Genomic DNA, 12709 nt, shown 5'->3' with positions numbered 1-12709 from the left:
GCTGCTCAGTATCCGAGCGCCAAGCCGTCCTTGCGCGGATCGGAGGCGCCGGTCAGCGTGCCTTTTTCCCAATCGATGAGCACCGCCTGCCCGCCGCCGAGCGGATGGTCTGGCTCGACAACACGATGGCCGCGGCGGCGCAGGCCTTCGATCGTATCGGGACGCACGCTTCGCTCGGCTTCCACGACGTCGTGATTGTAAAAGACGCGCGGCGTATCCAAGGCCTGCTGCGGATCCATGCCGAAGTCGATCATGTTGGTCAAAAGATGGACATGGCCGAAGGGCTGATAGCCGCCGCCCATGACGCCGAAGGGCATCACGGCACGGCCGTCCCTCACCATCATGCCCGGCATGATCGTGTGCATCGGCCGCTTGCCCGGCGCTATTGCGTTCGGATGCTTCGGATCGAGCCGGAACGAAGTGCCGCGGTTCTGCAGCACGACGCCGGTCTTCGGACCGACGACGCCGCTGCCGAAGGAATAATAGGTCGAGTTGATGAAGCTCACCGCGTTCCGGTCGCGGTCGACGACGGTGATGTAGACCGTGTCGCTGCCCGGCAAATCGACGCGCGGCAAATGCGTCATGGCGCGTTCCCGGTCGATCTCGGCGCGCAGCCGGTCGGCATAGGCGATGGAGAGGAGTTCCTTCACCGGCACCGCAACGTGATCCTGATCCGCGAGCAGGTTGTCGCGGTCGCGATAGGCCAGCCGGCCGGCCTCGATCTCCATATGCAGGCGCTCGGCGCCATTCGGGTCAAGCGCGCCGAGATCGAAGCCGGCGAGCACGTTCAGCATCAATAGCGCGGTCAGGCCCTGATTGTTCGGCGGCATCTGGTGGATGTAATGACCGCGATAGGAGGTGCTGACCGGCGTCTTGTAGTCGCCCTTCGTCCCGGCGAAATCGTCCAGCGTATGAAGGCCGCCGAGTTGGCGAAGCCGGCCGACGATGTCTTCCGCAACGGCGCCTTCGTAGAAACCGGCGCGGCCGCGTTTCGCGATGATGCGCAGCGTTTCCGCCAGTTCCGGCTGGCGATGCACATCGCCGGGCTTTGGCGGCTTGCCGCCCGGCAGGAAAATGCGCGCCGCCACTTCGTCGGCCGACAGGTCGGTTTCCGGATCCTCCCAGTCGAAGGCGACGCGGTCGTGCACGACATAGCCCTCTTCGGCATAGCGTATGGCGGGAGCGAGCGCTTCGGCTATGCCCTTTCGGCCCTGGTCTTCCAACAGCCGACACCAGGCGTCGACGGCGCCGGGAATGGTAACCGCGTGCGCACCCTGCTTCGGCAGCTCGCTGAAGCCTCTCTCCAGATACCAGTCGACCGTGGCGGCCTGGGGCGCGCGGCCGGAGCCGTTGAAGGCGATCACATTGCCTTCTCCCTTCGGGCAGTAGAGCACGAAGCAGTCGCCGCCGATACCGGTCGATTGCGGCTCGACAACCGCCTGCACGGCCGCGGCGCAGACAGCCGCATCCATGGCGTTGCCGCCGGACCGCAACATGTCGATGGCGGCAAGTGTGGCGAGCGGATGCGAGGTCGCGGCCATGGCTTCGGTGGCGCGGACCGGCGAGCGGCCTGGAAACTGGAAATCACGCATTCTGTTCGAGGTATCCCTGTATTCTCAACGTCCGCGGCCGAAAAGCTGGGCGGCGGACAACAAGACGATCGATAGCACGATCAGGCAAGTCGAAATGGCGGCAATCGTCGGATCGATCTGGTCGCGCAATGCATTGAACATGCGGCGCGTCAGCGTCGTGGTCTCACCGCCCGAGATGAAGAGCGACACCACCACCTCGTCGAAGGAGGTGATGAAGGCAAAGAGCGCGCCCGAGACGATCGAGAAGCGCAACTGCGGCATGGTCACCTGGAAAAAGGCCGCGAAGCGGCCGGCGCCAAGGCTGCGCGCCACCATCTCCTGGTTCATGTCGTAAGAGCGCAGCCCCGACAGGACGGTGAGCACGACCAGCGGCAACGCCTGGACGGTGTGGGCGATGACGAGGCCGGTCAGCGTGTTGTTGAGGCCAATGCGGGCATAGAGAAAGAAAGTGCCGATGCCGATCAGGATGACCGGAATGATCAGCGACGCCGTGAGCAGCGCATTGATGGCGCCGGTCAGCCTGAGCGTGCCGGCGTTGATGGCATAGGCAGCTGCGGTGCCGAGCGGCGTCGCCACGATCGCGGTCATCACCGCCACCTTCACCGAGACGATGGTGGCGTCGCGCCATTCGACGGAACCGAAATAGCTCTCATACCAGCGCAGCGACCATTGCTCGGGCGGGAACTGCAGCAGCGTCGAGCCGGAGAAGGACATGATGACAATAATCACCGAGGGCGCGATCAAAAACAGGATGACGAGGCCGCCCAGCAGATAGAGCCAGAGGCGTTGCCAATGCGTTATAGGCAGGCTGCTTTCGGCGCTCATCGCTGGCTCCAAACGCCGGTGGCGCGCGCGCCGAGCAGCCACTGGAAGAAACCGAGCAGCGCCAGCGTGACGGCAAGCAGCACGACGCCGAGCGCAGCACCCGCGCCCCAGTTCGAGTAGAGGCTGGTCGCCTGCTCCATGCGCATCGCCCACATGATGACCTTGCCGCCGCCCATCAGCGCCGGCGTGACGAAAAAGCCGAGGCAAAGCACGAAGACGATGACCACGCCGGAGGCGAGGCCCGGCAGCGACAGCGGGAAAAAGATCTGCCGGAAGGTGGCGGCGGGGCTGGCGCCGAGATTCATGCCGGCGCGCAGGCAGTCGACATCGATGGTCTTCATCGAAGCATAGAGCGGTAGCACCAGGAAGGGCAGCATGATGTGGGTCATGCCGATGACGACGCCGGCGAAATTGTTGGCGAGCGGCAGCGGCTGGGCGATCACGCCGAGATCGATCAGCCAATTGTTGATCAGCCCCTTGCGCTGCAGGATGACCAGCCAGGCATAGGTGCGCACCAGCACCGAGGTCCAGAACGGCAGGATGACGAAGATCAGGCAGATCGAGGCGGCGCGGCGCGGCAGTTGCGACAGCATATAGGCCAGCGGGTAGCCGAACAGCACGCAGGCGCCAGTGACAACAAAGGCAACCTTGAAGGTGGTCGCGAAAGTCTTGATGTAGGACGCCTGCTCGAAGAAGCGCGCGTAATTGGCGAGGCTGAGCTGGCCGCTCTCGTCGAACAAGGACAACCAGAACAGCCAGCCGATCGGTACGATGATGACGGCGAATACCAGGAACAGCCCGGGCGACAGCAGCGCCAGAAGCCCCAGCGCCTGGCGCCTGGCATCCGAGCGCAATGCCCAGGCGTTGAGTTCCCCGCCCTGCCCGACGGCGTGACCAAGACTGGCGGACCCGACGCTCATTGATCCGACACCAGCACGACGTCCTGGGCATCGATGCCGAGCGCGATCGGCTCGCCCGGCGCCGGCAGCTTCGCCAGCACGTCGCTGCGACAATAGTCGCGCAGCGTCACCTGGCGGCCGTCGCGAAGCGTCGCATAGCAGATGAAGCTGTCGCCCTGATAGATGACATCGCCGACCGTTGCCGGCAGCGCGTTGACGGGACGTGCCTGATCCGCGTCGGCGAGCAGCCGCAATTTCTCCGGCCGCACCACCATAAAGTGCCGACCGGCGGACGGCGCCGGGTCATTCATGCGCAGCTTCCGATCCTCATACCAGACGCTGCCGTTGCGGCATTCGACCGGGATGAAATTGGATTCGCCGATGAAGCCGGCGACGAACTTCGTCTTAGGCCGGGCGTAGAGCACCTCGGGCTGGTCGATCTGCTCGATGCGTCCGGCATTCATGACCGCGATGCGATCGGACATGGTGATCGCCTCGCGCTGGTCATGCGTGACGTAGACCGTTGTCATGCCGAGCCGCCGATGCAGGTTGCGCAATTCGATCTGCATGTGCTCGCGTAAGCCTTTGTCGAGCGCCGACAGCGGCTCGTCCATCAGCACGATGCGCGGCTCGAAGACGATGGCGCGGGCCAAAGCCACGCGCTGGCGCTGGCCGCCCGAAAGCTGGTCGACGCGGCGCTCGCCGAGACCTTTCAGCTGCACCAGGTCCAGCACCCGCTCGACACGCTCGGCCGTTTCCGCCGCCGATACGCGCCGCTGCTTCAGCGGAAAGGCGATGTTGTGGAAGACGTTCATATGCGGGAACAGCGCATAGTTCTGGAACACCATGCCGATGTTGCGCTTGTGTGGCGGCATGGTGATGATCTCCTCGCCGCCGACCTTGATCGAGCCGGCATTGGCCCGCACAAAGCCGGCCAGGATCATCAGCAGCGTGGTCTTTCCCGACCCCGACGGACCGAGCAGCGTCAGGAATTCACCGGCCGCGACATCGAGGCTGAGATCGCTCAGGATGGAGAGCGCGCCGAAGCGCTTCTCGATACCGTGGATGCCGATGGGAAGCGCTGTCGGCGCAAGAGACAAGAGCATCTCCTTCAACTCCGGATCATTGATAGCGCGGCGGAGCAGCGCCTCGTCGCGCCGCTCCGCCGCGCAGTCGTTATTGCTGGATCAGGTTGTTGAACTTCTCCGTCGCCTCGACGAGGTTGTCGCGCCAGAACTCGGGATCCTGAAGCACCTGCTTCTTGACGTTGTCGGGCGCGGAGTTGATGTCCTTGATGCGCTCCTGCGGGATCTTGCCGGTCTCGAAGGCCTTCTCGTTGGCTGGGCCGTTGTCGACATAGAGCGGCAGATTGGCCTGGAGGTCGGGGCTGACGAACTTGGCCAGCGCTTTCATCGCGAGGTCCTTGTTCTTCGAGCCCTTCGGGATGACCATGCAGTCGGCGGTGAGCACACCCTGGTCGAAGGAGAAGCTGACAGGTGCGCCTTCCTTCCTCAGGGTGCCGGCGCGTCCGTTCCAGATGCTCGCCATGTCGACCTCGCCGTCCTTGACGAGCTGCATGGCCTGCGCGCCCGAGGTCCACCAGGCGTCGATGTGACCCTTGACCTTGTCGACGGATTGCAGCGCGCCGTCGATGTCGACCGGATAGACCTTGTCGATCGGAGTGCCTTTGGCGAGCGCCGCGACGCTCAGTGTCTCCGTCGCCTGGCTGCCGGAGAGCGCCCGCCGGCCCGGGAATTTTTCCACGTCCCAGAAATCGGCCCAGGTCTTCGGTCCCTTGTCGCCGAAAACATCGGTTCGGTAGATCAGCACGACGGACGTGTAAGAGATGCCAACCCAGTCGTCATGGACGAGCTTCGGGTTGATGCCGCTCTTGTCGATGACGTTGTAGTCGAGCTTTTCGAACAGGCCCTCCTTGGAACCGCGCGCGCATTCGTCGGCGCCAAGCTCGGTGATGTCCCATTTCACCGCATTGCCGGTGACCTGCAGGCGCACGTCGTCGAGGCCGTTGGTGGTGTCCTGCTTGATGGTGATGCCGAGCTCCTTGGCCGTCGGATCGAAGAAGGCCTTGGTCTGTGCCTCCTGATAGGTGCCGCCCCATGAGGCGACGGTGATGGTGTCGGCGGCCGAGGCCGGAACGGCGGCCGAGGCCAGCAGGCCGGCTACGGCCAGACCGTGAATGCAAAGTCTCTTCGTCATTTTCGCTTCTCCAACCGGTGTTCCCATTATCGTTGATTTGGTATGCGAATTTGTATACAATTTTGAGTGTAATTCTCCGGAAGCCGATGTCAACATGTGCCGAGCGTATTTTGGGCGGCGATGAGTTGAGGCTTCGGGTCGGGAGCGTTTGACACGGCCCTGTTTCAAGCAGGAGCCAAAAGGCACTAGACTGCGAATCCGTGACTGACCGTTGGAGGCGGGACGCTTGAGCAAGGAGAGAAAGAACACGCTGCGCGATTCGGTGTTCGAGAAGCTGAAGGCGTTGATCATCACCGGCCAGATCCCGCCAGGCGGCCGCGTGACCGAGAACGAGATCGCCGAGCGCCTGAAGGTGAGCCGCACGCCGGTGCGCGAAGCCTTCAACCGTCTCGAGCGCGACGGCCTGGTGATCGGACGTCCGCGCCAGGGCTATATCGTTGCCGAGTTCAACCTGACCATGTTCCGCGAGGCCTTCGACATTCGCGAGCTGCTCGACGGGCGCGCGACCGAGCTGGCGGCGGCGAACGCGACCGCCGCCGACAAGGCGCGGCTGCGCGACATGCTCGCCGAATGCGAACGGCTGGCGGCAATCCCCGACCGCAGCACACGAGAGAAATTTGAGGAGCTGCAGGTCGGCATCGATCTGCACCGGGTGATCGCCGAGATCAGCGGCAACGAGATGCTGCACGGCATGCTTTGCGGCATCCTCGACAAATGCCAGCAATATGTGTGGACCGAGCTTCTGTGGCTGGACGAGTGGAAGCTCACCCGCGAGGAGCATACGGGCATCGTCGACGCGATCTGCGCCGGTGATGTCGCTTTGGCCGGCGAGCGCGCTCGCGCGCATGTGCGCGGCTCGCGCGAGAACATCCTGCGCCTGCTGCAGGCCAAGTCCGATTATCAGGGCTTTTTCGCCAAGGCTTCGTGAGGCCGGCGATCAGTTTGAGAGCACAGGGCAGTTGGCGCCACGCCGCAGGCTGACGTGCGCTACGTCGCCGATGCTGAATCGAAAACCGTCGGCGCGGCGTGGAGCATCGATGACAATTGCAGTCCCCTGCCCCAGTTCGGCGTGAAGGCGCAACGTGCGACCGTGGAAGACGATGCCACTCACCCGCGCCGGCGCGGTGCCTTCGGCGGCCTCGGTGGCCGCCACAAGATCCTCCGGACGAACGCCGATGGTGCGTGCGTCGCCAACAGCCGGTATCTCGCCGGTCTCCGGTATGGCCACCAGCGGCAGCTCGCCGGCGGTAAAGCGCAGCCGCTCGCCGTCGCGCCCGACAAAGCGTGACTGCAGAAGATTCATGGTGCCGATGAAGGAGGCGACGAACCGCGTCGCCGGACGGTCGTAAAGCGTCGCGGGCGGCGCGATCTGCTCGATGCGGCCTTTGTTCATGACGACGATGCGGTCGGAAATCGACAGCGCCTCGGTCTGGTCGTGCGTGACCATGACGAAGGTGGTGCCGAGCCGGGACTGCAGTCGCTTGAGCTCGACCTGCATCTGCTCACGCAGATGCGCGTCGAGCGCCGACAGCGGCTCGTCGAGCAAGAGCACACGCGGCTCGCAGACGATGGCGCGGGCAAGCGCGACGCGCTGGCGCTGACCGCCCGACAGTTCGGAGATGCGGGCGCGCAGCTTGTCGGCTAGGCCGACCATGTCAAGCGCCTGACCGACGCGCTTGGCCTGCTCGGTGCCGGACAGTTTGCGCAGCGAGAGGCCGAAGCCGACATTCGCCGCGACGTCCATATGCGGGAACAGCGCATAGTCCTGAAAGACGGTGTTGACCGGACGGTCGAAGGGCCTCAGACCGGTGATGTCACCGCCTTCGAGCAGCACGTTGCCGCTGGTCGGGCTCTCGAAGCCGGCGATGACGCGCAGGCTCGTCGTCTTGCCGCAGCCTGAGGGGCCGAGCAGGGTCAGGAACTCGCCCGCCGCAATGTCGAGATCGACCGCATCGAGCCCGACCACGCCGCCCGGGAAGACCTTCGAGACGTTCTCTAGACGAACGAGCGCGTCAGGCGCCATCGCGCACCTCGGAGGGTTTTGTCGTGTTGACCCACAGAATCTGGCAGCGCTCGGCGCCCGGATTGCGGAAGGCATGCAGCAGCGTGCTCTTGAAGCCAAAGCTGTCGCCGGCCTTCAGCACATAGGCCGTGGCGTCAACCACCAGCTCGACCTCGCCCGTCATCACGAAGCCGAATTCGTGGCCGGCATGGGCATAAGCTTCGGCGGTGCCGCCGCCGGCCTCGACCGTCACCAGCATTCCGGTGAGTGTGGCGGCGGGCGGCGAGAGCAGCGCCTTGGCGATGCCCTCGGACTTGACCGGGATTGCGCGCCGCTTGTCGGCGCGCACGCAATAGAGGTCGTTGACCGCTTCATCGCCGTCGGCGATCAGGGCCGAGGGCTCGATGTCGAGGGCGGCGGCCAGCGGCCAGATCACCTTGACGCGCAGGGAGGACATGCCGCGCTCGATCTGGCTGAGCGCGCCGATCGATATGCCGGCCTTGGCGGCGAGCTCGGCCAGCGACAGCTTGCGCTCGAGCCTCAGCGCCCGCACGCGCCGGCCGACACGCACGTCGGCATCGTCCTTCGGTTTTGCTTCGTCAACAATGTCCATCAAATAGTCCTTGTTGTCTTTCCACCGGTGCGGCGCAGCGCCGCCAGGCCCCCCTTCCCCCCTTGTGGGAGAAGGTGTCGCCGAAGGCGACGGATGAGGGGTGCTCCAGCGAAGTGAGACGTCGGCGTTCCCTGGATCACCCCTGATCCGTCTCGGCGCTGCGCGCCGATCCACCTTCTCCCACAGGGGGAGAAGGCAAGTGCGCTCAGCCGCCGGCTTTCACCTTCTCGAACATCTTGGCGACGTCGTCGTTCTGCTTCATCGGTCCGGTGAAGATCGTGCTCTTCAGCATCACGTCGGGATCCGCCGGCAGCTGCAGCTTGTCCAGCTCGTCTTTCGACACGCCGGCGAAGGCGGTCGAAAGCGAGCTGCCATAGCCGTAGGACTGGATGAGGTACTTGCCCGAATCGGCGTCGAGCCGGCTGTTGATGAAGTCATAGGCGAGATCGACGTTCTTGGCGTCCTTCAGCATGACGAAGCCGCAGGCCCAGGTGAGCATGCCTTCCTTCGGCTTCATGAACTCGACCGGCACGCCCTGCTTCTTGAGCGACGTGGCCGACGCGTTCCAGGTCATGGCGGCGACCAACTGGCCGCTGGCCAGCGCCTGCTCGACCGAGGTCATGTCGGTGGTGTAGCTCGACAGCAGTGGCCGCTGCTCGCGCAGTTTCGCCGCGACTTTTTCCATCTGCTCCGGCGTCATGTCGAAGGGGTTCACGCCAGCCAGAAGTGCCGCGACGATCGGCGTGTCGTGCACGGCGTCGATGGTCGCCATGCGGCCGGCATATTGCTTGTCCCACAAAAGGTTCCAGCTCGCCTCGGGGTTCTTCACCAGATCGGTCCGGTAGAGGATCGAGGTGTTGCCCCAGTCCCACGGCACCATCCAGACCTTGCCGTCGCCTGCCTGCAAGTCGGGCAGGTTCTTGAACACCGGGAAGATCGAATCCCAATTCTTGATGCGCTTGGTGTCGATCGGCTGCAGCAGGCCTTCCTTGTTCCAGCGCGCCACCTTGTCGTAGCAGGGATGGGCGATGTCGGGCCGGAAGCCGGCCTTGACCTTGGTGAAGGCATCGTCGTCATCGCCGAAGATCGTGGCCTCGACACCATCCGGATGCGCGGTGAGGAAGCTCTTGTTGAAGTCGGGCAGCTCGTAGCCCGACCAGGTGAAATATTGCAGCTTGTCGGCGGCCAAAGCGACGGTCGACGACAGCGCCAGGGCGAGTGCGGCTAGGCCTGCGCGGGCCTTGTATCCCGTGATCGATTTCAGGTGGACTGTCATTTTCGTTCTCCTCTTTCTTTGTTGTGGTTCAGGCTGGATTGCGGCGCGCGGCGCCGAGGCCGCGATGGCGCAGGATCTCGGCGAGGGTGGCGATGACGAAGGACACGGCCAGGATCACCGTTCCGAGCGCCATCACCGTCGGCAGCGAACGCGGGAAGCGCAGTTGGCTCCAAATGTAGAGCGGCAGCGTCGGCTCGGTGCCGGCGAGGAAGAAGACGACGATGAACTCGTCGAAGGAGGTCAGGAAGGCGAGCATGAAGGCCGACAGCACCGCCGGCAGGCTGAGCGGAAGCATGACGCGCCGGAACGTTGTCCAGTCCGACGCCCCAAGGTCGAGCGCCGCCTCGCGAATGGTCTTTGGGATCGCGGCGAATCGACTGCGCATCACCACCACCGTCGTCGGCAGCGCCACCAGGATATGGCCGAGCACGATTGCAACGCGCGACGGGCCGAGGCCAATGAGATTGACCAGGATCAAGAGCGAGATGCCGACGATGACGCCGGGGATCAGGATCGGCAGCCGGGCTATGGCACTGATCGTAGCCGCGAGCGGCGAGCGGCCGTAAAGGTCCATATAGGAAACGGTGATGCCGCAAAGCGTTGCCCCCGAGGCAGCAACGACACCGATGACGAGACTGTTGGCCAAAGCGCCGGACAGCACCGGATTGCCGTAGAGGGTCTCGTACCAACCGAGCGTGAAGCCCTGCAGCGGAAACGCCGCCTGGATGGAATCGTTGAAGGAAAACAGCGGGATCAAAAGGATAGGCAGATAGAGGAAGACGAGATAGGCAAGCACATAGAGGCCGAGCCAGCGACCGCCCGCATTTGCCTCTTTGCGCGCCGCGCTCATGTGCGGCTGCCAAACCGGCGGTCGGCGCCGCGCGCGACCAGGACCACGCACAGGATGACCAGCATGACGCAGACCGACAGGGCCGCGCCGAACGGCCAGTCATTGGCCTTGCCGAATTGCGACTGGATCAGCGTGCCGATCATGGTGCTGGCCGGGCCGCCGACCATAGCCGGCGTGACATAGTCGCCGACGGTCGGCACGAAGACAACGAGAGCCGCCGCCAGCACGCCCGGCATCGAATTGGGCAGCACGACGCGGCGGAACGATGTGAACGGGCGCGCGCCGAGATCGGAGGCGGCTTCGAGCAGCGATTTCGGGATGGTATCCAGCGCCACGTAGATGGGCAGGATGGCGAAAGGCGCGTAGGCGTGCGCAAGCGTCACCACCACCGCGGCCGGCGTGTTGAGGAAGGCGAGCGTCGGCTCCGACCAGAGGCCGCTTTCGATGAAAGCCGAGTTCAGGACGCCGTTATAGGCAAGCACGATCTTCCAGGCAAAGACGCGCAAAAGGTAGCTGGTCCAGAACGGCAGCGTGACCAGGAAGAGCAGCAGGTTGCGCCGGCGGCCGGCATGGAAGGCGAGGTAGTAGGCGACCGGATATGCAGTAGCGACGGTGGCGAGCGTCACCAGGCCGGCGATGACCAGCGAGCGCAGCGTCACCGTCCAGTAGAGCGGATCGGTGGCCACAGTTACGAAGTTTGCCGCCGTCAGGCCGGCGCCGAGCAGCGAGCCGTCATTGCTCCTGAAGGCAAGGAAGAGCACAAGGCCGAGGGCAAAGAGGATGAGGAAGAAGGTGACCACCCCGCCGGGCAACAGCATGGCAAAGCGGAAAACCGGCGAGATGCGGGTTTCCGGCGATGGTCGCGCTGCAACGATGGTGGACATCTGCTAGCTGCCCATCGGATTTTTGAAATCAGCTAATGATTTTTCATATTCCTGAAACTGTCAAGCTAAATCGGTGATGCGCTGCCGCGTTCAACTTCAGCGCTCGAAGGCATCCAGCATCCGATACCAGGCGATGGTGGCGGCAACGCCGACCTGGCGGAAGGCGTGGAACGGGATCGGCCGGATCGGCGACAGCGGGAAAGGCAATCGACTGACATCGCCGGTCGCGAGGTAACCCGCCATGCGCTTGCCCAGCGCGCTCATCAGTCCGACGCCCCTGCCCTGGCAACCGACCACGGCGAGCAGGCCCTTTTCCGGCTCATGCAGGTGCGGGAGATGATCCGGGGTCATCGCCACACGGCCGAACCAGCGCTTTTCGACGGCGATGCCGGCAAGCGCCGGATAGAGGCGCAGCAGCGCGCGTTCGCAATGCGCCCAATCGGCCGCGCTTGAAGGCAGGGCCATGCGGCCGCGTCCACCCAACACCATCCGGCCATCAGGGCCCTTGCGGTAATAGACCAAGATGCGGCGGGAATCGGAAACGGCTTGCCCGCCGGGCAGGATGCTTGCCGCAAGCTCGGCCGGCAGCGGCGCCGTGGCGATCTGGAAGGAATGCAGAGGCACAATCGTCCGGGCAAGCCCGGGGAGCAGGCCGTCCGTATAGGCGTTGGTGGCGAGCACGACCGCCTTCGCGCGCAGTTCGGCGCCGCCTTGCGTGGAGACCCGCCAGACGCCCGCTTCCTTGGTGAGCCTCACCACCCGCTGCTGTTCGGCGATCCCGACGCCGACGTCCGAGGCGACGCGGGCAAGCTCGAGCGTGTAGGACAGCGGATCGATGACGCCGGCGCGGCGGTCGAGCCAGCCGCCAAGATAGCCCTTGGCGCCGGTCATCGCGGCGATCTCGGCCCGGTCGAGCAGCTTGACGTCGGCGCCGCGCGCCCGCCATTGCCGATCCCGGTTCGCCGCCGCCTTCAGCGCGGTCTCGGTGTGCGCGGCCTGGATCCAACCATTCCGCGTGTACGGCACCGCAAGCTTCTCATCACGGATCACATCGAACACCGCGTCGGCCGTCGAGGCGGCGAAGTCGACCAGGACCTCGCCGCGCTCCTTGCCAAAGTGCTCGATCAGCCATTCGGGATCATATTTGAGGCCGGGAATGACCTGGCCGCCGTTCAAGCCCGACGCGCCCTGCCCGATCGCGCCGGCATCCAGCACCTGGACGGAAAGACCGGCGCGGGCCGCGTGCAAGGCGGTCGACAGACCCATGATGCCGCCGCCGACGATCACCGCGTCGAGCGTGCCGTCGCTCGACAGCTCGGACTGGAACGCCGGAGCTGTTGGGGGCTTTTGCCAGATCGGATCGGAAAAGGCTGCGGGCAATTGGTCACCTGAGGCGCTGGAGGCTCGTGAAAATCCTATTGCTGATTTCATGAGCTTGAAAGGGGACCCGATGGGCCAGTCGGCGCTTGGCTATGTGACAGCATGCCATTGGCTCATAACCTCGCCATCGATGGGATAGACGTTTGCCTTAAATCCGGGGAAAGTGCCGCG

Annotated in this window: 12 protein-coding genes; 1 reads left to right on the top strand and 11 read right to left on the bottom strand. The window is 64.5% G+C overall.

All coding sequences use genetic code 11. From position 1 onward, the window contains the following. Positions 1 to 5 precede the first annotated feature (5 nt). From ggt to P9230_RS12785, 5 genes are all read right to left on the bottom strand, one after another. Positions 6 to 1592 (bottom strand): gamma-glutamyltransferase, encoded by a 1587-nt coding sequence (ggt, locus tag P9230_RS12805; protein ID WP_278119313.1) that lies wholly within the window; start codon positions 1590 to 1592, stop codon positions 6 to 8. 24 nt (positions 1593 to 1616) lie between these two features. Further along, positions 1617 to 2417 carry an ABC transporter permease gene (locus P9230_RS12800; RefSeq protein ID WP_278119311.1) on the bottom strand — a complete coding sequence of 267 codons (801 nt, stop codon included), beginning with the start codon at positions 2415 to 2417 and terminating at the stop codon, positions 1617 to 1619. After that, entirely contained in the window at positions 2414 to 3337 is a 924-nt protein-coding gene (locus tag P9230_RS12795) for an ABC transporter permease (protein WP_278057166.1), read from the bottom strand. The genes P9230_RS12800 and P9230_RS12795 overlap by 4 nt, the downstream gene beginning before the upstream one ends. Further along, positions 3334 to 4416, bottom strand: coding sequence for an ABC transporter ATP-binding protein (locus P9230_RS12790; protein ID WP_278119308.1), 1083 nt, complete (start codon positions 4414 to 4416; stop codon positions 3334 to 3336). The genes P9230_RS12795 and P9230_RS12790 overlap by 4 nt, the downstream gene beginning before the upstream one ends. A 76-nt stretch (positions 4417 to 4492) precedes the next feature. Continuing rightward, positions 4493 to 5533, bottom strand: a complete 1041-nt coding sequence (locus P9230_RS12785) for an ABC transporter substrate-binding protein (RefSeq protein ID WP_067327790.1) — start codon at positions 5531 to 5533, stop codon at positions 4493 to 4495. Positions 5534 to 5759: 226 nt separating this feature from the next. Between P9230_RS12785 and P9230_RS12780 the strand changes: the two genes are divergently transcribed. After that, positions 5760 to 6461, top strand: a complete 702-nt coding sequence (locus P9230_RS12780) for a GntR family transcriptional regulator (RefSeq protein ID WP_066988885.1) — start codon at positions 5760 to 5762, stop codon at positions 6459 to 6461. 9 nt (positions 6462 to 6470) lie between these two features. Here the strand turns inward: P9230_RS12780 and P9230_RS12775 are convergent, their stop codons facing one another. From P9230_RS12775 to P9230_RS12750, 6 genes are all read right to left on the bottom strand, one after another. Continuing rightward, positions 6471 to 7556 carry an ABC transporter ATP-binding protein gene (locus tag P9230_RS12775; RefSeq protein ID WP_067327789.1) on the bottom strand — a complete coding sequence of 362 codons (1086 nt, stop codon included), beginning with the start codon at positions 7554 to 7556 and terminating at the stop codon, positions 6471 to 6473. After that, entirely contained in the window at positions 7546 to 8148 is a 603-nt protein-coding gene (locus tag P9230_RS12770; protein WP_066988889.1) for a cupin domain-containing protein, read from the bottom strand. Before P9230_RS12770 ends, P9230_RS12775 begins: the two co-directional genes overlap by 11 nt. Before the next feature lie 205 nt (positions 8149 to 8353). After that, positions 8354 to 9424 (bottom strand): ABC transporter substrate-binding protein, encoded by a 1071-nt coding sequence (locus P9230_RS12765; protein WP_066988891.1) that lies wholly within the window; start codon positions 9422 to 9424, stop codon positions 8354 to 8356. Positions 9425 to 9452: 28 nt separating this feature from the next. Further along, positions 9453 to 10274: an ABC transporter permease gene (locus tag P9230_RS12760; protein WP_278112437.1), complete on the bottom strand. Its 822-nt coding sequence runs from the start codon at positions 10272 to 10274 to the stop codon at positions 9453 to 9455. Continuing rightward, a complete protein-coding gene (locus tag P9230_RS12755; protein WP_095827059.1) occupies positions 10271 to 11158 on the bottom strand; it encodes an ABC transporter permease in 888 nt (295 codons plus the stop codon). Before P9230_RS12755 ends, P9230_RS12760 begins: the two co-directional genes overlap by 4 nt. Before the next feature lie 96 nt (positions 11159 to 11254). Then, the gene (locus P9230_RS12750; protein WP_278112439.1) at positions 11255 to 12538 is read right to left on the bottom strand and encodes an FAD-dependent oxidoreductase; all 1284 of its coding nucleotides are present in this window, start codon (positions 12536 to 12538) and stop codon (positions 11255 to 11257) included. Positions 12539 to 12709 lie beyond the last annotated feature (171 nt).

It is taken from the genome of Mesorhizobium sp. WSM4887 (assembly GCF_029625865.1).
Taxonomy (GTDB): Bacteria; Pseudomonadota; Alphaproteobacteria; order Rhizobiales; family Rhizobiaceae; genus Mesorhizobium.
Note: the sequence above shows the minus strand (reverse complement) of the source record. Positions and strands in the feature narration are given on the sequence as shown.

What these genes read in the sequence shown, in the direction of transcription:
- P9230_RS12800 (WP_278119311.1), bottom strand. Translation starts at nt 2,417, where the DNA reads ATGAGCGCCGAAAGCAGCCTGCCTATAACGCATTGGCAACGCCTCTGG.
- P9230_RS12765 (WP_066988891.1), bottom strand. Translation starts at nt 9,424, where the DNA reads ATGACAGTCCACCTGAAATCGATCACGGGATACAAGGCCCGCGCAGGC.
- P9230_RS12775 (WP_067327789.1), bottom strand. Translation starts at nt 7,556, where the DNA reads ATGGCGCCTGACGCGCTCGTTCGTCTAGAGAACGTCTCGAAGGTCTTC.
- P9230_RS12755 (WP_095827059.1), bottom strand. Translation starts at nt 11,158, where the DNA reads ATGTCCACCATCGTTGCAGCGCGACCATCGCCGGAAACCCGCATCTCG.
- P9230_RS12760 (WP_278112437.1), bottom strand. Translation starts at nt 10,274, where the DNA reads ATGAGCGCGGCGCGCAAAGAGGCAAATGCGGGCGGTCGCTGGCTCGGC.
- P9230_RS12785 (WP_067327790.1), bottom strand. Translation starts at nt 5,533, where the DNA reads ATGACGAAGAGACTTTGCATTCACGGTCTGGCCGTAGCCGGCCTGCTG.
- P9230_RS12770 (WP_066988889.1), bottom strand. Translation starts at nt 8,148, where the DNA reads ATGGACATTGTTGACGAAGCAAAACCGAAGGACGATGCCGACGTGCGT.
- P9230_RS12795 (WP_278057166.1), bottom strand. Translation starts at nt 3,337, where the DNA reads ATGAGCGTCGGGTCCGCCAGTCTTGGTCACGCCGTCGGGCAGGGCGGG.
- ggt (WP_278119313.1), bottom strand. Translation starts at nt 1,592, where the DNA reads ATGCGTGATTTCCAGTTTCCAGGCCGCTCGCCGGTCCGCGCCACCGAA.